General features: G+C 57.2%; 23 protein-coding genes. 5 read left to right on the forward strand and 18 right to left on the reverse strand.

The genetic code is table 11. The features are described from left to right. Window positions 1–12 precede the first annotated feature (12 nt). The 8 genes from tatC to udp form a co-directional block, all read right to left on the reverse strand. Entirely contained in the window at window positions 13–786 is a 774-nt protein-coding gene (tatC, locus tag MMW58_RS27590) for a Sec-independent protein translocase subunit TatC (protein ID WP_045853586.1), read from the reverse strand. 2 nt (window positions 787–788) lie between these two features. Continuing rightward, window positions 789–1,325, reverse strand: a complete 537-nt coding sequence (tatB, locus tag MMW58_RS27595; RefSeq protein WP_045853587.1) for a Sec-independent protein translocase protein TatB — start codon at window positions 1,323–1,325, stop codon at window positions 789–791. Between the two features lie 3 nt (window positions 1,326–1,328). Further along, a complete protein-coding gene (gene tatA, locus MMW58_RS27600; RefSeq protein ID WP_041143520.1) occupies window positions 1,329–1,580 on the reverse strand; it encodes a Sec-independent protein translocase subunit TatA in 252 nt (83 codons plus the stop codon). 131 nt (window positions 1,581–1,711) lie between these two features. Next, window positions 1,712–3,352: a ubiquinone biosynthesis regulatory protein kinase UbiB gene (ubiB, locus tag MMW58_RS27605; RefSeq protein ID WP_076948006.1), complete on the reverse strand. Its 1,641-nt coding sequence runs from the start codon at window positions 3,350–3,352 to the stop codon at window positions 1,712–1,714. Continuing rightward, window positions 3,349–3,954, reverse strand: a complete 606-nt coding sequence (gene ubiJ, locus MMW58_RS27610; RefSeq protein WP_133601408.1) for a ubiquinone biosynthesis protein UbiJ — start codon at window positions 3,952–3,954, stop codon at window positions 3,349–3,351. The genes ubiB and ubiJ overlap by 4 nt, the downstream gene beginning before the upstream one ends. A gap of 13 nt (window positions 3,955–3,967) precedes the next feature. Next, window positions 3,968–4,723, reverse strand: a complete 756-nt coding sequence (gene ubiE, locus MMW58_RS27615; RefSeq protein WP_041143517.1) for a bifunctional demethylmenaquinone methyltransferase/2-methoxy-6-polyprenyl-1,4-benzoquinol methylase UbiE — start codon at window positions 4,721–4,723, stop codon at window positions 3,968–3,970. Between the two features lie 70 nt (window positions 4,724–4,793). Next, complete coding sequence (rmuC, locus tag MMW58_RS27620; RefSeq protein WP_241722505.1) at window positions 4,794–6,239, reverse strand: DNA recombination protein RmuC; 1,446 nt, start codon at window positions 6,237–6,239, stop codon at window positions 4,794–4,796. A 141-nt stretch (window positions 6,240–6,380) separates the two neighbouring features. Beyond that, on the reverse strand, window positions 6,381–7,142 hold the full coding sequence (gene udp, locus MMW58_RS27625) for a uridine phosphorylase (protein ID WP_041143515.1): 762 nt from the start codon (window positions 7,140–7,142) through the stop codon (window positions 6,381–6,383). 267 nt (window positions 7,143–7,409) lie between these two features. Here udp and MMW58_RS27630 point away from each other — a divergent pair, with 267 nt between their 5' ends. Continuing rightward, on the forward strand, window positions 7,410–8,225 hold the full coding sequence (locus MMW58_RS27630) for a dienelactone hydrolase family protein (RefSeq protein ID WP_123550846.1): 816 nt from the start codon (window positions 7,410–7,412) through the stop codon (window positions 8,223–8,225). A gap of 122 nt (window positions 8,226–8,347) precedes the next feature. Here the strand turns inward: MMW58_RS27630 and metE are convergent, their stop codons facing one another. Beyond that, complete coding sequence (gene metE / locus MMW58_RS27635) at window positions 8,348–10,612, reverse strand: 5-methyltetrahydropteroyltriglutamate--homocysteine S-methyltransferase (protein WP_241722506.1); 2,265 nt, start codon at window positions 10,610–10,612, stop codon at window positions 8,348–8,350. A gap of 232 nt (window positions 10,613–10,844) precedes the next feature. On the opposite strand from metE, the gene metR reads away from it, so the two are divergent. Next, window positions 10,845–11,798, forward strand: coding sequence for an HTH-type transcriptional regulator MetR (gene metR, locus MMW58_RS27640; protein WP_133601411.1), 954 nt, complete (start codon window positions 10,845–10,847; stop codon window positions 11,796–11,798). Here the strand turns inward: metR and MMW58_RS27645 are convergent. The 3 genes from MMW58_RS27645 to pldB form a co-directional block, all read right to left on the reverse strand. Continuing rightward, complete coding sequence (locus MMW58_RS27645) at window positions 11,686–12,585, reverse strand: carboxylate/amino acid/amine transporter (RefSeq protein ID WP_133601412.1); 900 nt, start codon at window positions 12,583–12,585, stop codon at window positions 11,686–11,688. The genes metR and MMW58_RS27645 overlap by 113 nt on opposite strands. 88 nt (window positions 12,586–12,673) lie before the next feature. Then, a complete protein-coding gene (gene yigL, locus MMW58_RS27650) occupies window positions 12,674–13,474 on the reverse strand; it encodes a sugar/pyridoxal phosphate phosphatase YigL (protein WP_045853595.1) in 801 nt (266 codons plus the stop codon). Window positions 13,475–13,665: 191 nt separating this feature from the next. Continuing rightward, window positions 13,666–14,658 (reverse strand): lysophospholipase L2, encoded by a 993-nt coding sequence (gene pldB / locus MMW58_RS27655; protein WP_133601414.1) that lies wholly within the window; start codon window positions 14,656–14,658, stop codon window positions 13,666–13,668. A 109-nt stretch (window positions 14,659–14,767) separates the two neighbouring features. Between pldB and rhtB the strand changes: the two genes are divergently transcribed. Continuing rightward, window positions 14,768–15,388 (forward strand): homoserine/homoserine lactone efflux protein, encoded by a 621-nt coding sequence (gene rhtB, locus MMW58_RS27660; protein ID WP_133601415.1) that lies wholly within the window; start codon window positions 14,768–14,770, stop codon window positions 15,386–15,388. A 42-nt stretch (window positions 15,389–15,430) separates the two neighbouring features. Here the strand turns inward: rhtB and rhtC are convergent, their stop codons facing one another. The 3 genes from rhtC to pldA form a co-directional block, all read right to left on the reverse strand. Then, window positions 15,431–16,051 carry a threonine export protein RhtC gene (gene rhtC, locus MMW58_RS27665; RefSeq protein WP_045853598.1) on the reverse strand — a complete coding sequence of 207 codons (621 nt, stop codon included), beginning with the start codon at window positions 16,049–16,051 and terminating at the stop codon, window positions 15,431–15,433. Window positions 16,052–16,211: 160 nt separating this feature from the next. Next, window positions 16,212–18,038, reverse strand: a complete 1,827-nt coding sequence (gene recQ / locus MMW58_RS27670; protein ID WP_123710424.1) for an ATP-dependent DNA helicase RecQ — start codon at window positions 18,036–18,038, stop codon at window positions 16,212–16,214. A gap of 68 nt (window positions 18,039–18,106) precedes the next feature. Next, window positions 18,107–18,979 carry a phospholipase A gene (gene pldA, locus MMW58_RS27675; RefSeq protein ID WP_133601416.1) on the reverse strand — a complete coding sequence of 291 codons (873 nt, stop codon included), beginning with the start codon at window positions 18,977–18,979 and terminating at the stop codon, window positions 18,107–18,109. Between the two features lie 156 nt (window positions 18,980–19,135). Here pldA and yigI point away from each other — a divergent pair, with 156 nt between their 5' ends. Both yigI and rarD read left to right on the forward strand, forming a co-directional pair. Further along, window positions 19,136–19,600: an acyl-CoA thioesterase YigI gene (gene yigI, locus MMW58_RS27680; protein ID WP_041143499.1), complete on the forward strand. Its 465-nt coding sequence runs from the start codon at window positions 19,136–19,138 to the stop codon at window positions 19,598–19,600. Between the two features lie 49 nt (window positions 19,601–19,649). Further along, window positions 19,650–20,543, forward strand: coding sequence for an EamA family transporter RarD (rarD, locus tag MMW58_RS27685; protein ID WP_133601417.1), 894 nt, complete (start codon window positions 19,650–19,652; stop codon window positions 20,541–20,543). Between the two features lie 58 nt (window positions 20,544–20,601). Here the strand turns inward: rarD and MMW58_RS27690 are convergent, their stop codons facing one another. The 3 genes from MMW58_RS27690 to ysgD all read right to left on the reverse strand — a co-directional run bounded on the left by MMW58_RS27690 (window position 20,602) and on the right by ysgD (window position 22,876). Continuing rightward, window positions 20,602–21,504, reverse strand: coding sequence for an endonuclease/exonuclease/phosphatase family protein (locus MMW58_RS27690; protein ID WP_241722507.1), 903 nt, complete (start codon window positions 21,502–21,504; stop codon window positions 20,602–20,604). Window positions 21,505–21,720: 216 nt separating this feature from the next. Next, window positions 21,721–22,671, reverse strand: coding sequence for a magnesium/cobalt transporter CorA (gene corA, locus MMW58_RS27695; protein ID WP_041143496.1), 951 nt, complete (start codon window positions 22,669–22,671; stop codon window positions 21,721–21,723). 148 nt (window positions 22,672–22,819) lie between these two features. After that, complete coding sequence (gene ysgD, locus MMW58_RS30385) at window positions 22,820–22,876, reverse strand: YsgD/CorL family protein (protein ID WP_350028775.1); 57 nt, start codon at window positions 22,874–22,876, stop codon at window positions 22,820–22,822. Between the last annotated feature and the right edge of the window lie 122 nt (window positions 22,877–22,998).

Consider the following 22,998-nt stretch of genomic DNA (forward strand, 5'->3'; position numbering starts at 1 on the left):
ACGGGCGGTTAATTACTCTTCTTTACTGCCCGCCTCTTCGGCAGCGGCATCTTCATCGCGCGTCAGGCGTTTTCCGGTGTAGAAGCGGGCGAAGAAGACCCCAACTTCAAACAGGCAGTACATCGGAATCGCCAGCAGCGTTTGCGAGAATACGTCCGGCGGCGTCAGCAGCATACCCACAACGAAGGCACCAACCAGCACATAGGGCCGTTTCTTGCGCAGATCGTCCGGCGTGGTGACGCCCATCCAGCACAGCAGGACGATGGCCACCGGCACTTCAAACGAGACGCCAAAAGCGATAAATAGCGCCATGACGAAGTCGAGATAGCTGCGGATATCGGTGGAGACCTGCACGCCTTCCGGCGCCGCGTGCGTGAGGAAGCCAAACGCCAGCGGGAACACCACAAAGTAGGCGAAGGCCATACCGATGTAGAACAGCAGCGTGCTGGAGACCAGCAGCGGCATCACCAGCCGGCGTTCATGCTTATACAGGGCCGGCGCCACAAACGCCCAGACCTGATAAAGAATGACCGGCACCGACAAAATGATCGAGACCATAAATGTCAGCTTGATCGGCGTAAAGAAAGGAGAGGCTACGTCCGTGGCGATCATCGTCGCGCCAACCGGCATCTGCCGGATAAGCGGGGCCGAAACCAGCTGATAGATGTCGTTGGCAAAGTAAACCAACGCCAGAAAAATCACCAGAATCGCGAGAATGCTGTTGATCAGACGCTTACGCAGCTCAATCAGATGCGAAATTAGCGGTTGAGTATCGTCTACGCCCATTTTTACGGTTTATCACTCGATGCGGGGGAGGAATCGGTAGCTTTTACGGCAGCCTTTTCTTTGGCTTCAGGAAGCTCGGTCGACGGCGTCAGCGGCTCATCGACGGCGCTGGCTGGCGCATGAACCGGCGCGCTGGCCTGGCGTTCAGCCGTCGCCGGCGTGACGTCCTGGCGCTGTTCTTCGCTGCCTTTCACCACCGGGTTATGGATAGTGTTCGCTTCGTCGCTGGCTTTCTCAGGATCGTGCGCGGAATAGGAGCGTTTCATGGATTCGGCGGCTTCACGCAGCTCGTCCATTGAGGCCTTCAGCTCAGGCGTCAGGTTATCCAGGCTCGCCTTTTCGACTTTCTTCAGGCTTTCCTGAAACTCCTGCAGTTTTAGTTCCTGAGTGATCTCATTTTGCACGGTAGCCGCCAGCGACCGCAGCGTGCGGATCCAGCTAGCCACCGTTTTTACCGCTACAGGCAGTCGCTGTGGCCCCAGTACGATGAGGCCAATAACAAACACCAGCAGTAGTTCACTAAAACCGATATCGAACACGAATTACACCTGCTCTTTGTCGTGGCGTTTTGTCTCGTCTTTTTTCGCATCATCCTGCTTATCAGCGATAGATTTCGCCGCGAAATCCGCGTCCGGAGTCCCGTTTTCAGGTTTTTCATCATCACTCATGGCCTTTTTAAAGCCCTTGATTGATGCGCCTAAATCCGATCCCAGCGAGCTCAGCTTTTTTGTCCCAAAAAGCAGAACGACGATGACGACAACAATTAATAACTGCCAGATACTGATACCACCCATACACATTCCCCTATGACAGATGATGAATTAATGGGACGCATTATACACGTCATCCCGCGGGCCGCCTCTTCGTCAGGCTGCTCGCATGACTTCGCGCAACAACGAATGCGCCGTGATGGAGGCCATACCGCTTAGCGCGTTTTCCGCCAGCCAATCAGCCAGGTCACAACGCCACCGGCCATTAGCCAGCCGGGCATCAGGCCCCACTCCGGCCGGTGGATAAATAACAGCGTACCGCTGAGTAATAAAACGGCGCCTATACCAAACAGATAACGGGACTGTCCCTGGCGAGCGTGCCGCACCTGGATGTCGCGGACAATCGTATCAACGCTGTGCTGCAGCTGTTTGCTCTGCTGCAGGCTTTGGTACACCAGCTCCGGTATCTCCGGCATTCTTTCAATCCAGAACGGCGCTTTTTCTTTGAACGCGCGTACCAGCGCCGGAATACCGACCTGATCTTTAATCCACGACTCAAGGAAAGGCTTCGCCGTTTTCCACAAGTCTAACTGAGGATAGAGCTGGCGGCCTACCCCTTCTACGTAAAGTAATGTCTTCTGTAGCAATACCAGCTGCGGCTGAACTTCCATATTGAAGCGCCGGGCGGTATTGAACAGGTTCAGCAGAACATGCCCAAAGGAGATTTCAGCCAGCGGCTTTTCGAAGATAGGTTCGCAGACGGTGCGGATGGCAAACTCGAACTCTTCAACGTTTGTATCCGCAGGCACCCAGCCGGAATCGACGTGCAGCTCGGCGACTTTGCGATAGTCACGGTTGAAGAAGGCGATGAAGTTTTCCGCCAGATAGCGCTTATCTTCTTTATTCAGCGAGCCCACGATGCCGCAGTCAATGCCGATATATTTCGGGTTCTCCGGATGCTCATAGCTGACAAAAATATTGCCCGGATGCATGTCCGCGTGGAAGAAGCTATCGCGGAATACCTGGGTGAAAAACACCTGCACGCCCCGCTCTGCAAGCAGCTGCATGTTGGTACCCTGAGCTTCCAGCGCCTCGACATCGGAAACCGGGATGCCGTAAATCCGCTCCATCACCATCATGCCTTCGCTACAGTAATCGGAGTAAACCTCCGGAACGTAGAGCATCGGGCTATCTTCGAAATTGCGCCGCAGCTGAATGGCGTTTGCCGATTCGCGCAGCAGGTTGAGCTCGTCGAGCAGCGTCTTTTCATACTCGCGCACCACTTCCTGCGGGCGCAGGCGGCGGCCGTCGGGCAGCAGGCGAGGCACCCAGCGCGCCAGGCGATAGATAAGCTTCATATCCGCTTTGATAACCGGCACGATGTCCGGGCGGATAACCTTAATCACAATCTCTTTGCCGTTCTCTTTCAGGCGCGCGGTATGCACCTGTGCAATCGAGGCGGAGGCCAGCGGCTCAATCGAGAAATCATCAAACCAGGCATCAACCGGAAGACCGCCCATCGCCTGCTCGATCTGCTTTTTAGCCAGCTGGCCATCAAACGGCGCCACGCGATCCTGCAGGAGCGCGAGCTGATCGGCTATTTGCGGAGGAAAGAGATCGCGACGGGTTGACAGCATCTGGCCAAATTTGATCCACACGGGCCCCAGCTCCTGCAGCGCAAGGCGTAAGCGTTCACCGAGAGGTTTGTCTTTGTGACGATTTGGCATCCAGAACAGCGTACGCCGCCAGATACGCAGCGGCAGCGTGATACGCATTTTGGGGATCAGCTCATCGAGCCCGTAGCTCAAAAAGGTGCGGATAATAAGATACAGGCGCCGTAATTCTCCTGGCGTCATTTGCCCTCCAGCATTTCCAGCCGTTTTTCAAGCGCAGCCAGGGCGCGTTCCGCGGCGGCGGTCTCTTCCCCAAACCAGGCCATTTCCAGCGGGCCCGGCGCCAGACGCCACTCTTCGGTGAGCGTCTCAGCGATATACCGCTGCTGGCGCTGCGCGCCGTGCAGCAGAAAGCGAGCGCCGGTGCGGAATACTTTGCTGACGCCCTCGGCGACAATATCGCCGGTATACGGGGCCAGCAGCTCAGCGGGATCAAACTCCGCCAGATCGCACAGCGTCACCATATTCTGCACCACCTGCAGATCGCCCTGCACCTGCAGGTCACCGCTGCGGATAAGCGCGGTAAGCTGCTGACGATTGCGCAGCTGCGGCAGGACGCTCAGGCGGGTGATGACGGTACAGTCGGCTTCGCCTTCCCACGCGCCGAGCACATCGACCTGGCGCTCGCTAAAGGCCAGAACCACCGGCGTCGCCAGCTCCTGCAGCTCCACGCGCAGCACTTTCCCTGACAGACGCTGACGCGCCGGTTTTAAGGCTTTATCACGCCAGAGAAAGGTATTCAGAACCGTCTCAATACCCGCGGTTACCAGTGGTTTGAAAGGCATAGCGTCTCCCCTGTCAGAACTTATAACCGCGGTGTAACGCCACGATACCTGCCGTCAGGTTGTAGTAGTCGACGCTTTCAAAGCCCGCATCCTGCATCATGCCCTTCAGGGTGTCCTGATCGGGGTGCATGCGAATAGATTCCGCCAGATAGCGATAGCTTTCGCCGTCGCTGGCTACCAGTTCACCCACCCGCGGCAGGATATGGAAGGAGTAGGCGTCGTACGCTTTGCTCAGCGGTTCAATAATCGGTTTTGAAAACTCCAGCACCAGCAGGCGTCCGCCCGGCTTCAGAACCCGGTACATGGAGCGCAGCGCTTTTTCTTTATCGGTGACGTTGCGCAGGCCGAATGAAATAGTGATGCAGTCAAAGGTGTTATCGGCAAACGGCAGCGCTTCGGCATTGGCCTGAACGTACTCAACGTTGCCGACGATGCCGACGTTGCGCAGCTTTTCGCGGCCCATCTTCAGCATTGAATCGTTAATATCGGCCAGCATGACGCGGCCAGATTCACCGACCAGGCGGGAGAATTTTGCCGTCAGGTCACCGGTGCCGCCGGCCAGATCCAGCACGGTCTGCCCGCGACGCACGCCGCTGCAATCGATGGTGAAACGCTTCCACAAACGATGAATACCGAACGACATCAAATCGTTCATCACATCATATTTTGCGGCCACAGAATGGAATACATGCGCAACCATGTCCGCCTTCTGCTCTTTGGCAACCGTCTGAAAGCCAAAGTGCGTCGTTTCTTGTGAATCCTCAACCATCTCAATGCCTGCTTGCTTATCAAGAAAATGTTCGCCGAGTGTAACAGATTTAGCGCATTTCCCATACGGTTCAACGCGGCTGAGAACCCTCGCCCGACATCGATGAGGCGGAAGGTTCGGATGAAAAACCGTTATTTTCCGATAGGTTATCATCATCCAGCCGGTATTCATCGTCCTGGGCGGTTGCCTGTTCGACTAAGTCCGGATTAATCCCGCGCTTAACCTCCACCCCGAGGCCGCGAAAGGCTTCAGCCTGCACCAGCAGGTTGCCGCGACCGGAGGCCAGCTTTTTCATCGCCTGGCGGTAATTATCCTGCGCTTTGTCGAGGCTCTGGCCTATTGCGGACATGTCATCGACGAACAGCCGCATCTTGTCGTACAGGCGGCCCGCGCGTTCGGCAATTTTCTGCGCATTGCGGCTCTGATGCTCATAGCGCCAGAGGTTGGCGATAGTGCGTAACGCAACCAGCAGCGTGGTGGGGCTGACCAGCATAATATTGTGCTGCAGCGCTTCGCTGATAAGCTCTGGCTGGCGGTCTATCGCCAGCAGAAATGCGGGCTCAACGGGGATAAACATCAGAACGTAGTCGAGCGATCGCAGCCCCGGCAGCTGCTGATAGTCTTTCCTGCCAAGCAGGCGGATATGGCTGCGCACCGAGGCAATATGCTCCTGCAGCGCCGCCTCGCGGGCGTAATCATCTTCGGCGTTAAAGTAGCGTTCATAGGCCACCAGCGTCATTTTGGCATCAATGACCACGTCTTTTCCCTGCGGCAAACGGACGACCACGTCCGGCTGCATCCGCGAGCGGCTTTCCGTTTCGATGCTGACCTGGGTCTGGTACTCGTAGCCTTCCCGCAGCCCGGAAGCCTCCAGCACGCGGGTTAATACCACTTCCCCCCAGTTGCCCTGGGTTTTGTTATCGCCCTTAAGCGCGCGGGTCAGGTTGAGAGCCTCCTGCGCCATTCGGGTATTGAGCTGCTGTAAATTGCGGATTTCATGGGCCAGGGTGTGACGCTCTCGCGCCTCCTGACCGAAGCTATCCTGTACCTGGCGACGAAAGCCGTCCAGCTGTTCACGCAGCGGCGTCAGCAGGCCGTGCAGGCTTTGTCGGTTCTGCTCATCAACCCGTCGGTTGCTGTGCTCGAAAATGCGGTTAGCCAGATTTTCAAACTGCTCGCTGAGGCGCTGCTCGCTGTTCATCATCTGGCGAACTTTCTCTTCCGCATGTAGCCGGGTAGATTCAAGGCGGGTGGTGACTTCACGGAGGTCGGCCTCCAGCGAACTATTGATATCGCGCAGGCTGCGCAGCTCATTATTCAGCAGCTCGCACTCATCGCGCCAGTGGGCCGCCTGCACCACCTGCTGGCGGGCCGAGCTGAGCTCAATATCCAGCTCGCGCCGCTCTTCGATGAGGTCGGCACGCGTCCGATCGGCAGCGGCCTTCGTCGCCAGCCAGCCGACGACCAGCCCTACGACCAGCGCCGCGATGGCACTTATAATAATTGAGATATCCACAACGCCCCCTGCTACTGCAACCGCCTACGGCACAAAAATAGAATTGTGCTGTACAAACGTCCAGTTTAAAAGGAATTTCCTGCGAGGCGCAGCGCAAAAAAGAGAGGCCGGGCGAGCCGGCCTTCGCGATAAGGGGAGGAACTACAGCAGACGGCGGGCCGCTTCAACGACAATTTTCACCGCATGGCTTTCGGTTTGCTTCATGGTTTCGGCGTTAGGAATTTCCTGCTGGGTACGGTTAACGATAACCCCGGCAACCATCCCGGCGCGCAGGCCCTGGCTGGAGCACATGGTCAGCAGCGTGGCGGATTCCATTTCGTAGTTCATGACGCCCATCGCCTGCCACTCTGCCATCGAGCCTTTAAAACGGCTCACCACGCGACCGGAAACGGTGTCATAGCGCTCCTGGCCCGGATAGAAGGTGTCAGAAGAGGCGGTTACGCCGATATGGGTCGTTGCGCCGATTGATTTAGCCGCTTCCACCAGCGCGGTGGTGCAGGCAAAGTCAGCGACGGCCGGATATTCCATTGGCGCAAAGTGCAGGCTCGCGCCGTCGAGGCGCACGGATGCCGTGGTCACCAGAACGTCGCCAACGTTGATATTCGGCTGGATCGCGCCGGTGGTGCCGATACGCAGGAAGGTATTGATTCCCAGCTGAGCCAGTTCTTCAACGGCAATCGACGTCGACGGGCCGCCGATACCGGTAGAGCATACGATCACCGGCTTGCCGTCAAGCTCGGCGCGCCAGGAGGTAAATTCGCGGTGCGATGCCAGCTTGACCGGCTTATCCATCAGCGCGGCGATCTTTTCCACACGCTCCGGATCGCCAGGGACGATAGCCAGCGTAGCCCCTTGTAAATCGTTTTTGGTGAGGCCGAGATGAAAAACATCAGACTTAGACATAAAAAACTCCTCTGTGGGTCGAATTATCAGCAGAAGCAAAACGGTACTTTACAGAAGCCATCCGCTTAATTTTGTGACACCAATCACCATGAATGAAAATCATTGCAACAATATTCCATTAAATAGTGAGTTACGTCACATTAACAAGTTATATTCGCCGTGCCTGAACAAAAGATAGCCTGTTTCGGGCACTGTGGTTTGTTAACGTCCGGTCTTAAGAGTCTATAGTTATCGATGCGCTAATAAATTAAGGGTACGGAGAATACCATGACCACAACCAAGCAACCCGGCTTTGCACCTGCAGCCACCCCGCACGCTTCTACCGCCGTTTATACGCCGGAAGAGAGCATTACCGCTGGAGAAACCTCGATCCCTTCTCAGGGCGAGAACATGCCGGCGTACCATGCCCGGCCGAAAAATAGCGATGGCCCGCTTCCGGTGGTGATCGTGGTGCAGGAAATTTTCGGCGTCCATGAGCACATCCGCGACGTCTGCCGTCGTCTGGCGCTGGAAGGCTATCTGGCAATCGCTCCAGAGCTGTACTTTCGCCAGGGCGATCCAAACGAGTACACCGATATCCCGACGCTATTCCAGGAGCTGGTCAGCAAAGTCCCGGACTCGCAGGTGCTGGCAGACCTTGACCATGTCGCCAGCTGGGCGGGACGTCACGGGGGCGATGCTCATCGCCTGCTGATCACCGGTTTCTGCTGGGGTGGACGTATTACCTGGCTCTATGCCGCGCATAACCCGCAGCTGAAGGCCGCCGTCGCCTGGTACGGCAAGCTGGTCGGGCAGAAAACGCTGAACTCCGCGAAGCATCCGGTGGACGTCGCCGTCGATCTTAATGCTCCGGTGCTGGGACTCTACGGCGCGAAGGATGACAGCATCCCGCAGGACACGGTAGAAACCATGCGCCAGGCGCTACGCGCCGCCAACGCGACGGCAGAGATCGTGGTCTACCCGCAGGCCGGCCACGCGTTTAATGCCGACTATCGTGCCAGCTACCATGAAGAGTCGGCGCAGGATGGCTGGCAGCGCATGCTGGCGTGGTTTGCTCAGTATGGCGGGGGAAAGAAGGCTTAAATTTGCGCTCCCGATGAATATAAAAGAGGAGGCATCCGCCTCCTCTTTTTATTACCACACGATCAATTTATTACCGCACGATCAATTTCTGCGTTACCGCCGATTTTTACCGCGGCGGCTCTTTATGCGGATTCACGCAGGTTCTGCGCGGCTTTCACCATGTTCGCCAGCGCCGCACGGGTTTCCGGCCAGCCGCGAGTTTTCAGTCCGCAGTCCGGGTTAACCCACAGACGCTCCGCCGGTATGCGCTGAGCGGCTTTCTCCAGCAGGGCTTCAATCCACTCCACGCTCGGGACGTTAGGCGAATGGATGTCATACACGCCCGGCCCGATTTCGTTCGGATATTCGAACTCCTCGAACGACTCCAGCAGCTCCATGTCGGAACGCGAGGTCTCAATGGTAATCACGTCCGCATCCAGCGCCGCGATAGAATCCATGATGTCATTGAACTCGCAATAGCACATATGGGTATGGATCTGGGTATCATCCTGCGCCACGGCGGCGTTGATACGGAAGGCTTCCACGCCCCACTGCAGGTATGCATCCCAGTCGCTCCGCTTCAGGGGCAGGCCTTCTCGCAGCGCCGGTTCATCAATCTGGATGATACCGATACCGGCCGCTTCCAGATCCGCCACTTCGTCACGCAGCGCCAGCGCAATCTGCTTCGCGATGGTTTCGCGGCTGACGTCTTCGCGGGGGAATGACCAGCACAGAATCGTCACCGGACCGGTCAGCATGCCTTTCACCGGCTTGTCGGTAAGAGACTGCGCGTATTTCGCCCACTCAACGGTGATGGCTTCCGGGCGGCTGACGTCGCCGATCACCACCGGCGGCTTGACGCAGCGCGAACCGTAGCTCTGCACCCAGCCGTTTTGCGTAAAGATAAAGCCGTCGAGGTGCTCACCGAAATACTCCACCATGTCGTTACGCTCGGCTTCGCCGTGCACCAGCACGTCGAGGCCTAAGCGCTCCTGTTCAACGATCGCCTGCTTAATGTGCTCCGCGATGCCGGTACGGTAGTTATTAGCGTCGAGATTGCCTTTCTTGAAGTCCAGACGCAGGCCGCGAATTTCGGTGGTCTGCGGGAAAGAGCCGATGGTCGTGGTCGGCCACGCCGGCAGGTTAAAGCGGGCGCGCTGGGCCTGGGCACGCTCCGCGTACGGGCTGTTGCGCTGGCTGTCCCGGGCGGTAATGGCCGCCAGACGTTTTTCCACCGCGGCGTTGTGTACGCGGGTTGAGTGACGGCGGGCCTGAATCGGCGCGCTCCACGCCTCAATGGCGGCGGTATCGCCGCTGTTCAGCGCATCGCGCAGCAGCGCCAGCTCGGCGCATTTTTGCAGAGCGAAGGCAAACCAGCTTTTCACTTCCGCGTCCAGGCGGGTTTCCACGCTCAGATCGATCGGGCTGTGCAGCAGGGAGCAGGAGGAGGCGACCCACAGCTGACGTTTGCCGACGATCTCTTTAATTTGCGCATATTTCTCGGTGAGATCTGCGCGCCAGACGTTACGACCGTTGACCAGGCCCGCGGAGAGCAGCCAGCCTGACGGCAGGCGCGCATGCAGCCCGGCAACATCATCTTTACCGTGAACCAGGTCAACGTGCAGACCCTGTACCGGCAGCGCGACGATGGTATCGAGGTTGGCGCTCACCCCTTCAAAATAGGTAGTCAGCAGCAGCTTAACCTGGCCCTGCAGCGCGTCGTATGCCGGCTTAAAGGCATCCAGCCACGCCTGCGGCAGCTCCAGCACCAGCGCCGGCTCATCAATCTGCACCCACTCAACGCCGCGTTTTGCCAGCTCAGCCAGCACCTGCCGATAGACCGGCAGAATATCGTTCAGCAGATCCAGACGATCGAACTGCTCGCCTTTCACTTTACCCAGCCACAGATAAGTAACCGGGCCAAGCAGCACGGGCTTCACCTTATGGCCCAGCGCCAGCGCTTCGTCAACTTCGTCCAGCAGCTGGGTCCAGGTCAGTTTGAACGCCTGACCTTTCACAAACTCCGGCACCATGTAGTGATAGTTGGTGTTAAACCATTTGGTCATTTCCGCCGCTGCCGCCGGTTCACCGGTCGGCGCACGGCCGCGGCCAATGCGGAACAGCGTATCGATATCGACGGAGCCGTCTTTGTTCTGATGACGAGCCGGCACGTTGCCCAGAAGCAGGCTGGTGGTCAGAACATGGTCGTACCAGGCGAAATCGCCCACCGGCAGCAGATCGATACCCGCCTGCTTTTGCTGATCCCAGTGGCGGGCGCGCAGCTCACGGCCCGCTGCCAGCAGCTCTTCGCGGGTGGCGTTACCCGCCCAGTAGCTCTCTTGCGCTTTTTTCAGCTCGCGGCGAAGACCAACGCGAGGGAAACCGAGGGTGTGATTGATAATTGTCATTTTTTGAGCCTCATGATGTGCAAATCCTAAGGATTTTAAATTCAGAGAAGGCGGCAAACTTGCTCATCCCCGGGAGCTTACTGAAGTAAGTGACCGGGTGAGGAAGTGCGGCCAACGCACCATAAATTCGAAAGATAAAGGATTTAGACGTCCAGATGTTTACACATCCATAATTGGCGGTTACTGTATATTCCTCAAGCGCAAATTATTCATGCCGAAGTGAAGGACTTTCATGATCGAAATTAAACACCTGAAAACGCTGCTGGCGTTGCGGAATAGCGGTTCACTCGCGGGCGCTGCGGCGGCCCTGCACCAGACCCAATCCGCCCTGTCCCACCAGTTCAGCGATCTGGAACAGCGCCTTGGCTTCCGTCTGTTTGTGCGTAAAAGTCAGCCTTTGCGCTTCACCGCGCAGGGCGAGATTTTGCTGCAGCTGGCACACCAGGTGCTGCCGCAAATCACCCGCGCCCTGCAGGACTGTAACGAGCCGCAGCAAACCCGGCTGCGCATCGCCATTGAGTGCCATAGCTGCATTCAGTGGCTGACGCCGGCGCTGGAGAGCTTCCGCGCCAGCTGGCCGCACGTCGAGGTTGATTTCCAGTCCGGGGTGACCTTTGACCCGCAGCCCGCGCTCCAGCAGGGCGAGCTGGATCTGGTGATGACGTCCGATATTCTGCCGCGCAGCGGGCTGCACTATTCGCCGATGTTTGATTTTGAAGTGCGCCTGGTGCTGGCGCCGGATCATCCGCTGGCCTTGAAAACGCGGATTGTGCCGGAAGACCTGGCCGCAGAGCTGCTGCTGATTTACCCGGTGCAACGCAGTCGCCTGGATATCTGGCGCCACTTCCTGCAGCCGGCGGGTATCAGCCCGCAGCTGAAGAGCGTCGATAATACGCTGCTGCTCATTCAGATGGTTGCCGCGCGGATGGGCATCGCGGCGCTGCCGCACTGGGTGGTGGAGAATTTTGAACGCCAGGGTCTGGTGGTCACCAAAACCCTGGGTGAAGGCCTGTGGAGCCGGCTGTACGCCGCCGTGCGCGACGGCGAGCAGCGTCAGCCGGTTACCGAAGCATTTATTCGCTCAGCGCGGAACCACGCTTGCGATCATCTGCCGTTTGTCCGGAGTGCGGAGCGACCCAACGGCGATGGACCCACAGCGAGGCCAGGATCACCAGAGCCCCGATAATAAAGCTCGGCCAGTGGGGCTGTTCCTGCCAGATGGCAAGGTTAACCAGCAGCCCGGCTGGAACATGGACGTTATTCATGATGCCCAGCGTTCCGGCATCCACCTGCGTCGCCCCGTAGTTCCACATGAAGTACCCCAACCCTGAAGCCACCACGCCGAGCCATACCAGGATGCTCCACTGCACCGTGGTCGTCGGCAGCCTGTGCGGGTTGCCCAGCATAAGCCAGGCCGCAACCGCCACCAGCAGCGCCCCCATATAGAACCACGCAAAAGCGTTGTGCTGGGGCATCGGCCGTAGCTCCATCAGGCGTTTGTAGCCCACCATGCCGATGGCAAAGCAGATATTCGACAGCTGAACCAGCAGCAGACCGGTCCAGAAATGATCGCTCACTTTATCGTAGCGAATAATGGCCGCCCCCAGCACCGCCAGCCCGGCGCTGAGCAGGTAGCCCCAGCGCAGCTTACGCCCGCTGATCAGGTCATAAATCAGGGTGATATAGAGCGGCGTAAACACCGTGAACAGCAGGAATTCGGAGACCGTCAGGTAGAGGTAGGCGCGGAACGCCAGCAGATACATAATGCCAAGCTGCATGGCCCCTACCAGCATATACAGCACGATAGTTCGCGGCGACTGTCCGCGGGTGCGCAAAAACGGCAGGAACACCAGCGCCGCCAGCCCAACGCGCATCAGCACCGAAAAGTAGCTATCAACGCTGCCCGCCAGGTACTCGCCGATCAGGCTAAAGGAGAAGGCCCACAGGATGGTGGTAATAATCAGTAGCGCCACAATGAATGTCTCTCAGGAGGAAGAACGCTCATTGTAGCGAAGAGTCAGGTTGACAACTGGAGAATAAATCGCCAGTCGTCAATCTTTATCAGGAGAGATAGAGCCTGCGCAGATAGTGCGGCACCGCGTCGTCAGCGTTGCTGCCAATCACCTCCAGCTCGGGGTGAAGATCTTTCAGGCGCTGGTGCGCATTCAGCATAATGCAGCCCTTGCCCGCCATCGACAGCATCTCTGCATCGTTCATGCCGTCGCCAAAGGCGATGCAGTCCTTCAGGGCGTAGCCCTGCATTTTGGCAACCGCTTCGAGGGCATGACCTTTCGATACGCCGCCCGCCATCACTTCCAGGCAGGTCAGCGTTGAGAAGCTGACGTTCACGCGATCGCCCCAGCGGGCGTTGATCGCCTGCTCCAGCGGCAGCAGATGCTGATGATCCTCGCAGGTGAAAAACACCTTGCTGATCCCCTGGGAATCAAGCTCGCCGGGCTCGTACAGCTTGTAGTTAAACACCGCCTCTTTGAAAAAGCGCATCTCTTCCGGGCGGTGGCGGTTCATGTACCATTCGTCGTCGCGATAGACGTTGGTGACGACCAGCGGATCGCTGCGCATCATCTCAAACAGATCGCTGGCAATATCGCGATCGAGGTTATGGGCGAATATCTGATTGCCTTCGCTATCGTGCACGCGCGCGCCGTTGGAGGTGATCATGTAGGACTTAATGCCGAGATTATCGCGAATCTGCCCGACGTCGATGTAATGACGGCCGGTAGCAAAAACAAAGTTGATGCCGCGAGCGGTCAGCAGCTGCAGCGTCTCTTTCGCGTAGGGGGTTAAGTAGTGATCGGGAGAAAGCAGCGTGCCATCTAAGTCAGACGCAACAACCTGGTACATAAAAATTTTAACCTCTAAGCAGGGCGACGAGCGTTTTCGTCGGATTAAGAGCCTATCCCATCAGGCTATTTTATTTGCCATTTCGGACCTGGGCAGCGCTCACCATCCTCACGTACTACCTGTACGTTGCGGTGGTTCCGCGCTGTCCGTGCCCCACAGGCTGTAACAATTTACACCTGCCGGGAAAGGCTCTAATTGTGTCGAGTGAAAAAATCGACGATGGCATTTAGCGCGACTGAGCGCATGGCGTCCTTTTCAAAAAGGATCTCATGGTATGCCCCTTCTATGACAAGCGGCTTATTACCTTCGCAGGGGTGGCCCGCCGCAGCTCGCAGCTCGCAGTAGCGCTCGTGCATACGGTTGTCGACCACGCGTTCTTCTTCAGCCTGCAACAACAGCGTGGGGGTAATATCTTTTTCTACGCCAGCCAGCGCCTCTTCGCCCGCGAGGATCCCCTCGCGCACCCAGTGGTACGTTGGCCCGCCCACCCGCAGCTGGGGTTCGTCCGCATAGAAGCGCAGGTTGCGCCGGTAGCGCTGGCGGCTATGCGTCAGAACGTTGACCGAGAAGGGCAGCGCCCGCCAGCGGCCGGTGCCAATGGCGTACTCTTCCCGAATGCGCTGATAGCCCTCAGCCCAGTCGAGAATATGGCGCACCATCCAGTCCGGAAGACGCATAACGATCCCGAACATCGGCGCGCACAGCGCGATGGCATCACAATGCTGCTGGTGGCGTTGCAAAAATAAGGTCGCGATTGCACCGCCCATTGAGTGAGCCAGTATAAAGCGTTTTCGCCAGTGGCCTGGCGCAACTTCCTGCTGCCAAAGCGCAGCGAGATCGTCAACGTAATCGCTAAAGTTGACGACGTGACCACGGTGGCTGTCGGTTAATATGCGCCCCGATCGCCCCTGTCCGCGGTGATCGATAATCATCACATCAAAACCGCTGTGGAACAGATCGTAGGCCAACTCGGCGTACTTCACGTAGCTTTCGATACGCCCAGGGCAGATAACCACCACCCGGTCGTGTTGTTTGGCGCAGAAGCGTACAAAGCGGACCGGGATGCTGTCCACGCCCGTAAATTCCGCTTCTTCCCGCTGTCGCCAGAAATCGGTCAGAGGCCCCATAGTGAAAGCCGCAAACGCGTTTTCTCGTGTGTCCCAATCCTTTTGCTGCCAAAACATCGGGTTTACACCCCTGTTAACCGCCAGAAATCGTTTTTTTACCGTGTATCACACAAGGCTTACACAATAGCGTATTGTGGCATAAAAACAGACAATCAGGGAGTTTCTCATGACGTTCGAGTGGTGGTTCGCCTATCTGCTGACATCGATTATTCTCAGCCTGTCCCCGGGCTCAGGGGCGATTAATACCATGACCACCTCAATCAACCACGGCTACCGCGGGGCAACGGCCTCGATTGCCGGCCTGCAGACCGGGCTGGCGATTCACATCGTTCTGGTGGGTATTGGCCTGGGAACGCTGTTTTCCCGCTCGCTGCTGGCCTTTGAAGTGCTGAAATGGGCGGGTGCGGCCTATCTTATCTGGCTGGGCATTCAGCAGTGGCGGGCCGCGGGGGCAATCAATTTGACGACCCTCGCCAAAGCGCAAACCCAGGGGAAATTATACCAGCGGGCGGTTTTCGTTAATCTGACCAACCCAAAGAGCATCGTGTTCCTGGCGGCCCTGTTCCCGCAGTTTATCGTGCCGCATCAGCCCCAGGTGATGCAGTATCTCGTTCTGGGGGTCACCACCATTGTGGTCGATATCATCGTGATGATTGGCTATGCCACGCTGGCGCAGCGCATTGCGGTATGGATTAAGGGGCCAAAGCAGATGACGGCGTTGAACAAGATCTTTGGATCGCTGTTTATGCTGGTTGGCGCGCTGCTGGCTTCGGCACGCCACGCCTGAGGTGAATAACTCTGCCAGGCGCAGCCTGGCGGGTCTTCGGACTTAGCGTGAAATAATCAGGTGAATGCCAAAACCGGTGAACAGCGCGCCGGCCACGCCGTCAATCCACTTCGCCATCCGCTGGTAGCCGCGGCGCATCGCCGGCAGCGCAAACAGGCTGGCCACGACCGCAAACCACGCCAGCGTTTCCAGGACGATCAGCAGGAAAATACCCCAGCGCTCGCCTGCCCCGACGTTATCGCCAACAAACAGCGAGAAAACCGAGCCAAAATAGATAATCGCTTTCGGGTTAGCCAGGTTGGTGAGCAGCCCTTTGAGGAAACTGCGCCCGCTGCGGGCCAGTTCAACCTGCGGCTCCGCGGCGGGCGCTTCGCTTTTTTTCAGCGCGCCGCGCAGCATCTGATAGCCCATCCAGCACAGATAGAGCCCGCCGCCGACCATAATAATAGTGTGCAACCAGGCCATTTTTTCAATGATCAGGTGCAGGCCGAGCAGCGCTACGCCCGCCCAAACCATCACCCCGCAGGTGATCCCGAGTACGCCCATCATCGCCTCTTTGCGCGAGCGGCTGACGGCGGTTTGTGAAACGAAGAAGAAGTCCGGGCCCGGACTCATCAGCGCGATGATGTGCACCAGCGCGACGGTAAGGAAAAGCATCAGCATAGTTAACCCACTGGAATGGAGTGATCAAGATGCGTCAGGGTGACAAATGAGGACATTCCCAGGCGCGAAAAACAGCCGGCGACGAGGGTGAGTGAGCGCAGTCAACGCAGAGCAGCTTGAAGGATGAAGAGGATATCCTGACACCTTTTCGCCCGCCTGACTACTCCTCTTCACCATCAATATGCGCGCGGATCAGCGCCATAAACTCTTTGCCGAAGCGCTCCAGCTTGCGCGTACCGACGCCGTTGACGCTGAGCATCTCGCCGGCGGTAATTGGCGATTGCTCGGCCATTTCGATCAGCGTCGCATCGTTAAACACGACGTAGGGCGGGATATTCTCTTCGTCGGCAATGGCTTTACGCAGCTTGCGCAGCTTGGCAAACAGCTTGCGATCGTAGTTGCCGCCGAATGATTTTTGCATCGCTTTTGGCTTCAGCGCCACGATCCGCGGCACCGCCAGCTGTAGCGGAACTTCGCCGCGCAGTACCGGGCGAGCGGCTTCGGTGAGCTGCAGCGCCGAGTGCTGGGCGATATTCTGCGTCACCAGCCCGAGGTGGATCAGCTGGCGAATCACGCTCACCCAGTGCTCGTGGCTCTGATCGCGACCAATACCGTAAACCGGCAGCTTATCGTGGGCCATATCGCGAATACGCTGGTTATTGGCGCCGCGCAGAACCTCCACCACGTAGCCCATCCCGAACCGCTGGTTGACGCGATAAATCGTCGACAGCGCCTTGCGCGCATCCATTAACGCGTCGTACTGCTTCGGCGGGTCAAGGCAGATATCGCAGTTGCCGCACGGCTCCTGACGCCCTTCGCCAAAATAGTTCAGCAGCACCAGGCGGCGGCAGGTCTGCGCCTCGGCAAAGGCCCCCATGGCGTTCAGCTTATGGCGTTCAATATCCAGCAGCGGGCCGGCGGGCTTCTCCTCAAGGCAGCGGCGCAGCCACGCCATATCGGCCGGATCGTAAAACAGCATTGCCTCCGCCGGCAGGCCATCGCGCCCGGCGCGGCCGGTTTCCTGATAGTAGGACTCAATGTTACGGGGAATATCAAAATGCACCACAAAGCGGACGTTCGGCTTATTGATGCCCATTCCGAAGGCCACCGTCGCCACCACGATTTGTAGGTCATCGCGCTGGAACTTCTCCTGCACATCGGCACGAACCTGATGCTCCAGCCCGGCGTGGTAGGCTGCCGCGCTGACGCCGCGGCTTTGCAGGCGCGCGGCGGTATCTTCTACTTTCGAGCGGCTGTTGCAGTAAATAATGCCCGACTTGCCCCGCTGGTCCTGCACGTAGCGCATCAGCTGGTCCAGGGGCTTAAATTTTTCCATCAGCATATAGCGGATGTTGGGGCGATCGAAGCTGCTGACCTGAATCAGCGGGTCGTTCAGCCCCAGCAGGCGAACGATATCGCGACGGGTGGTGTCATCGGCGGTGGCGGTCAGCGCCATAAACGGGATTTGCGGCATCCGCTGACGCAGCTGCCCCAGGGCGGCGTATTCCGGACGGAAATCATGCCCCCACTGGGAAATGCAGTGCGCCTCATCCACCGCCAGCATCGACAAGTTCCAGTGGCTGAGATGCTCGAGGAAATTATCCAGCATCAGGCGTTCAGGGGCGATATAGAGCAGGCGAATCTGTCCGCTGCGGCAGCCGGCCATCACTTCCTGCTGCTGCTCGCGGCTCTGGGTTGAGTTCAGGCAGGCCGCCGACACGCCGTTCGCCAGCAGCTGATCGACCTGATCTTTCATCAGCGAGATCAGCGGCGATACCACCACCGTCAGGCCGCCCAGCACCAGCGCCGGCACCTGATAGCACAGCGATTTGCCGCCGCCGGTTGGCATCACGACCAGGCAATCACGCCCTTCCAACGCCGTGTCGATAATGGTTTCCTGACCCGGGCGGAACTGCTGGTAGCCGAAGGTTTCCTGTAAAACCTGCTTTGCCAGCAACGTTTGATTCAATACTTCCGCCTGTGCCACATTGACCCCGTCTGCCTGAAAAGAAAAACAGGCGCTATTTTCAGCGCCCGTGAGCCAGAGTGCAACGATTAAAACAGATCGTTGAGCGTCACGCCGACGCCGACGCGCGTCTGGTTAAAGTTATAGTCGATGAGCGACTCGCCATAGCCGCTGTAGACCTGAGTATAAAAACGCACGTGGCGGGTAATCGGATAGCTAACGCCAACCTCTGCGCCGCCGTAGCCGGTATTCCAGTTATATTGCCCCTGCGCGCTGAGTATGGCATCGCCTAGCTGATAGCCAACTTTCAGCCGGTAATAGCCCATATATTTGGTGATGTCCGGATTATCATCGGTGCTGCCGATAACGTACCAGGGCTTCACTTCCACCAGCCAGTTGCCGTTTTGCGCCATCAGGCGGGTATACAGGCGATTCCAGCTGCGGGAGGTGGGATCGGAGCGGCCGTTGGAGTCGTGGTTATAGCCTACCTCAATATCGCGCAGCGTCCAGCCGGCGAGCCGATAATCCGTCGCAAAGCCGAGGAACAGCTGCGGCTCATAGTTCGTTTCGCGAAATGGCGCAGACTCCTTGCTGTTTGAGAGCTGCCACCAGGATTTCTGCGTATAGGAGGCACCGAGCAGCGAATTATCGCCGAGGATCCCCCGCCACAGCGGGAAGGCGAGGCTGAGCTGGAATTTCACCTCATCCTTGCGGGCATTTTCGGCCCAGTCATAGCTGGAGATCGCTTCCTTGTTGATATCGCTGCTCCACGTATAGAGCAAGTAGTTGCTCTCATAGGGATAGAGCAGGAACGGATTATCATGATCCTGCAGCAGGTTAGCGATAATGCTGCCGCGCACCGCGGGCGTATCGTGGACCTGATGATTAATCGGCACGTCCTGCGCCAAAACGCCGGCCGGGAGCGCAAACAGCGCCAGCAGCCAGGCCAAAGAGATACGCATTACTGTTCTCCTGAAAGAGTGATTTTTATTTCTATTTTACACCGGGCTCATTTTACCTGTTTATGGACTCCCTGCTCGGTTATCCGTTCCGAAAGTGGAAATCAATATTTTAGAGGCATAAAATCAACATCTCATTAACGAATGGATACGCCTGCTATGTCTGAACTCACTTCCGAAGCCGCCCTAAAGCTGGTGGGCGAAATTTTTGTCAACCATATGCCGTTTAACCGCGCCTTAGGCCTGAAGCTGGAGCGTTACGAAAAAGAGTTCGCCCAGCTGAGCTTTAAAAACCAGCCTATGATGGTCGGCAACTGGGCGCAAAGCATTCTGCACGGCGGCGTGATCGCCTCGGCGCTGGACGTTGCCGCCGGCCTGGTGTGCGTCGGCAGTACGCTGACCCGCCATGAGACCATCAACGAAGAAGAGCTGCGCCAGCGCCTGTCGCGTATGGGCACCATCGATCTGCGCGTCGACTACCTGCGACCGGGCCGCGGAGAGCACTTCACCGCCACCAGCAGCCTGCTGCGCGCCGGGAATAAAGTGGCGGTCGCCCGCGTAGAATTACATAACGAAGATCAGGTTTATATCGCCAGCGCCACGGCGACGTATATGGTGGGTTGATCGGCGTAAATCGAGTAACATCGCTGTTTTGGCGTAACGGATTTTACCGATGGATGCAAAACAAACGCGGCTTGGCGTTATTCTGGCTCTTGCCGCCTATTTTATCTGGGGTATTGCACCCGCATATTTCAAGCTTATCTACTACGTTCCCGCAGATGAAATTCTGACTCACCGCGTGATCTGGTCCTTCTTCTTTATGCTGGCGCTTATTAGCTTTAGCCGCCAGTGGCCGCAGGTTAAAAAGCTGCTGCAGACGCCGAAAAAGGTGCTCCTGCTGGCGCTGTCGGCGGTGCTGATTGGCGGCAACTGGCTGCTTTTCATCTGGTCGGTGAATAACCACCATATGCTGGAAGCCAGCCTCGGCTACTTTATTAACCCGCTGGTCAACATTGTGCTGGGGATGCTTTTCCTCGGCGAGCGTTTTCGCCGCATGCAGTGGCTGGCGGTGCTGCTGGCGCTCTGCGGGGTGCTGGTGCAGCTATGGACCTTTGGTTCGCTGCCGGTAATTGGCCTCGGACTGGCGTTTAGCTTTGCCTTCTACGGGCTGGTGCGTAAGAAGATTGCCGTTGATGCCCAAACCGGGATGTTGTTTGAAACCCTGTGGCTGCTGCCGGTTGCCGCCCTTTACCTGTTCGGTATTGCCGATAGCCCCACCAGCCATATGGGCCAAAACCCGTGGTCGCTGAACCTGCTGCTGATGGCCGCCGGCGTCGTTACCACCATCCCGCTGCTGTGCTTTACCGGCGCGGCCACCCGCCTGCGCCTCTCCACGCTGGGCTTTTTCCAGTACATTGGCCCAACGCTGATGTTCCTGCTGGCGGTGCTGTTTTACGGGGAAGTTCCGGGGGCAGATAAGATGGTCACCTTCGCCTTTATCTGGGTCGCGCTGGCGGTGTTTATCGTCGATGCGCTGTACACCCAGCGCCGGCTGCGTCGGGCTTAGCGCCGTCGCGTCCGCCTCACGCGCCGGCCTCTCATCCGCAGAGGCCGGCGCGTTATTTTTACTGCTCGGTGAGCTCCAGCTCGGCAATCAGGGGTAAATGATCGCTGGCGGATGACCAGGCAAAGGCCGGCGAGTTATGCGGCACCTCGATTTTTTTCACATTCCATTTTTGCCCCTTGAAGGTAAAAATATGGTCAATATCTATTGCCGGGTTAACCGCGGGCCAGGTGCGGTAATCCGTCCCCTGCTTCACCACGGGGTTAAAGAAATAACCCACCTCTTTTAACGGCTGCTCATCGTGCGTGGAGTTAAAATCACCCGCGAGAATTTTGATCGATGAGGCGATATCTTTAAAGTCGGATGGGGCATCGCCGATGCTCACGTCCAGAAGATGGCGAACCTGCTCCACGCGCATCGTCGGATCCTTCTGCCAGTCGAGATGGGTCACCATCACCAGCACCGGGCTGTCAAAGCCGGGAACGGCGATTTGCGCCAGCAGCGCGATTCGCTGCTCGGCATCCCCCGACGGCAGCTTAATCACCTGGGTGTGGTCGATTTTATATTTGGACAGAATACCGAGACCATACTCACCGCCGTCGAAATCCAGCGCTTTGCCGAAGGCGTAGTGATAGCCGTTAGCGTTCGCGATGGTTTTTAGCTGATCGATTTTCTGGCTTCTGGCGGTTTTATTATCGACTTCCGGAACCGCAATAATATCGGCGCCGATGTTCTTAATCGCTAAATTGAGTGCAGTAAAATCCGCCACGTTATCGGACGCTTCATTCTTGCCGATGTTATAGGTCGCAATCTTCAGCTGAGGATAATTCTCGGCGTAGACTTTATCCGCAACGCCGCCTTTTTGAACCGCAAGAATTTCATTACCAGCAAGTTTTTCAACAGCTTGTGCATTAACGGAAAGGCAGGCAAGCGCCAGGAAGGGGAGTGTAAAGATACTTTTCATTATAAAATTTCACCTTTTTTTTATCGGGAATATTGCGATGGTAACAATTATCCCTCAGCCTTTATGTGACTTATGGCCCACACTTATGATGCGTAGAGAATTAAGTCACTCGCGATAATCAAAGCCTGTTTCCGTTCTCCGGCGCGGCGGCCGACATAAAGGCGAAAAAAAACCGGCCACCTTATAAGGCGGCCGGTTTTGATATAATTTATTGTTTTAAAGCCAGTTTTTACGCTTAAAGTAGAGATATGGCGCCAGGCCGGCCAGCATCATAAAGACGATCGCCCCCGGATAACCAAAGCTCCAGTGCAGCTCGGGCATAAACTCAAAGTTCATCCCATAGCTTGACGCCACCAGGGTTGGCGGCAGGAAGACTACGGAGACCACCGAGAAGATCTTGATGATGCGGTTCTGCTCGATGTTGATAAAGCCCATCGCCGCCTGCATCAGGAAGTTCACCTTCTGGAACAGCGATTCGTTATGCGGCAGCAGGGATTCGATATCTCGCAGGATCTCGCGCGCCTGCTCCAGCTGGCCCGCCGGCAGGCGCGCCTTACGCACGAGGAAGTTCAGCGCCCGCTGGGTATCCATCAGGCACAGGCGCACCTTCCAGCCGATATCTTCCTGTTCCGCCAGGGTAGAGAGCGCGTCATCGTACTCGTCGCCCTGCCGACCTTCCATAATCACCCGGCTCAGCTTTTCCAGGTCGCTGTAGATATTTTCAATCTCATCCGCCAGCTGTTCGATTTTTGTTTCGAACAGATCGAGCAGCAGCTCATAGGCATTACCATCAACCATAGACTGGTTGCGCACGCGCATGCGGTAGAGACGGAATGCGGGCAGCTCACGCTCGCGCAGGGTAAAAAGGCGCCCTTCGCGGATGGTAAACGCCACCGTGGAGTTGCCGGCGTGATCCTCTGCATCTTCAAAGAAGAAAAATGAGTGAATGTGTAAACCGTCTTCATCTTCGAAGAAACGCGCCGACGCTTCGATATCTTCCAGCTCCGGACGGGTTGCCAGGTTCTGACCCAGTTCCGTCTGCACGCGGCTACGTTCTTCATCGTCAGGCTCGACCAGATCGACCCACACCGAGCTGGCAAGGTGCTTGATCTCGTCGGCTTCGAGGCGCGTCAGACGATTATTTTCCAGTTGAAATGCGCTCAGCATGACCGGGACTCCCAATGCAAAAAAATTATCGGACAGTTCGGTGGGCACACAGAAACAAAAGGGGTTTCAGACCATTAAGCCTGACTCAGAGCGACGGGTATGACGGGTCGCTGACAACCGCTAAGGCTATCAGCATAAGAGGATAGCCTTAGGAGTTGTTCCTGACGGACAGGAAGTTGAGCCAGCATCTACTGGGTGTGTCCAAGGCGAATGTCCTCTTAGCGTAATCGTGCGCGCATGTTACGCCAGCGCAAAAACGGCGTCAACACGCAACGAAACGCTAAAGAGCAAATCCTGCCCTTTAGCATATAAGGCTAGCAGATTATT

It is taken from the genome of Klebsiella sp. HC6, assembly GCF_022605325.1.
In the GTDB taxonomy this organism is placed as follows: domain Bacteria; phylum Pseudomonadota; class Gammaproteobacteria; order Enterobacterales; family Enterobacteriaceae; genus Klebsiella; species Klebsiella terrigena.

What these genes read in the sequence shown, in the direction of transcription:
- tatC (WP_045853586.1), bottom strand. Translation starts at nt 786, where the DNA reads ATGGGCGTAGACGATACTCAACCGCTAATTTCGCATCTGATTGAGCTG.
- tatA (WP_041143520.1), bottom strand. Translation starts at nt 1,580, where the DNA reads ATGGGTGGTATCAGTATCTGGCAGTTATTAATTGTTGTCGTCATCGTC.
- ubiB (WP_076948006.1), bottom strand. Translation starts at nt 3,352, where the DNA reads ATGACGCCAGGAGAATTACGGCGCCTGTATCTTATTATCCGCACCTTT.
- ubiJ (WP_133601408.1), bottom strand. Translation starts at nt 3,954, where the DNA reads ATGCCTTTCAAACCACTGGTAACCGCGGGTATTGAGACGGTTCTGAAT.
- ubiE (WP_041143517.1), bottom strand. Translation starts at nt 4,723, where the DNA reads ATGGTTGAGGATTCACAAGAAACGACGCACTTTGGCTTTCAGACGGTT.
- udp (WP_041143515.1), bottom strand. Translation starts at nt 7,142, where the DNA reads ATGTCTAAGTCTGATGTTTTTCATCTCGGCCTCACCAAAAACGATTTA.
- MMW58_RS27630 (WP_123550846.1), top strand. Translation starts at nt 7,410, where the DNA reads ATGACCACAACCAAGCAACCCGGCTTTGCACCTGCAGCCACCCCGCAC.
- metE (WP_241722506.1), bottom strand. Translation starts at nt 10,612, where the DNA reads ATGACAATTATCAATCACACCCTCGGTTTCCCTCGCGTTGGTCTTCGC.
- metR (WP_133601411.1), top strand. Translation starts at nt 10,845, where the DNA reads ATGATCGAAATTAAACACCTGAAAACGCTGCTGGCGTTGCGGAATAGC.
- yigL (WP_045853595.1), bottom strand. Translation starts at nt 13,474, where the DNA reads ATGTACCAGGTTGTTGCGTCTGACTTAGATGGCACGCTGCTTTCTCCC.
- pldB (WP_133601414.1), bottom strand. Translation starts at nt 14,658, where the DNA reads ATGTTTTGGCAGCAAAAGGATTGGGACACACGAGAAAACGCGTTTGCG.
- rhtB (WP_133601415.1), top strand. Translation starts at nt 14,768, where the DNA reads ATGACGTTCGAGTGGTGGTTCGCCTATCTGCTGACATCGATTATTCTC.
- rhtC (WP_045853598.1), bottom strand. Translation starts at nt 16,051, where the DNA reads ATGCTGATGCTTTTCCTTACCGTCGCGCTGGTGCACATCATCGCGCTG.
- pldA (WP_133601416.1), bottom strand. Translation starts at nt 18,979, where the DNA reads ATGCGTATCTCTTTGGCCTGGCTGCTGGCGCTGTTTGCGCTCCCGGCC.
- yigI (WP_041143499.1), top strand. Translation starts at nt 19,136, where the DNA reads ATGTCTGAACTCACTTCCGAAGCCGCCCTAAAGCTGGTGGGCGAAATT.
- rarD (WP_133601417.1), top strand. Translation starts at nt 19,650, where the DNA reads ATGGATGCAAAACAAACGCGGCTTGGCGTTATTCTGGCTCTTGCCGCC.
- MMW58_RS27690 (WP_241722507.1), bottom strand. Translation starts at nt 21,504, where the DNA reads ATGAAAAGTATCTTTACACTCCCCTTCCTGGCGCTTGCCTGCCTTTCC.
- corA (WP_041143496.1), bottom strand. Translation starts at nt 22,671, where the DNA reads ATGCTGAGCGCATTTCAACTGGAAAATAATCGTCTGACGCGCCTCGAA.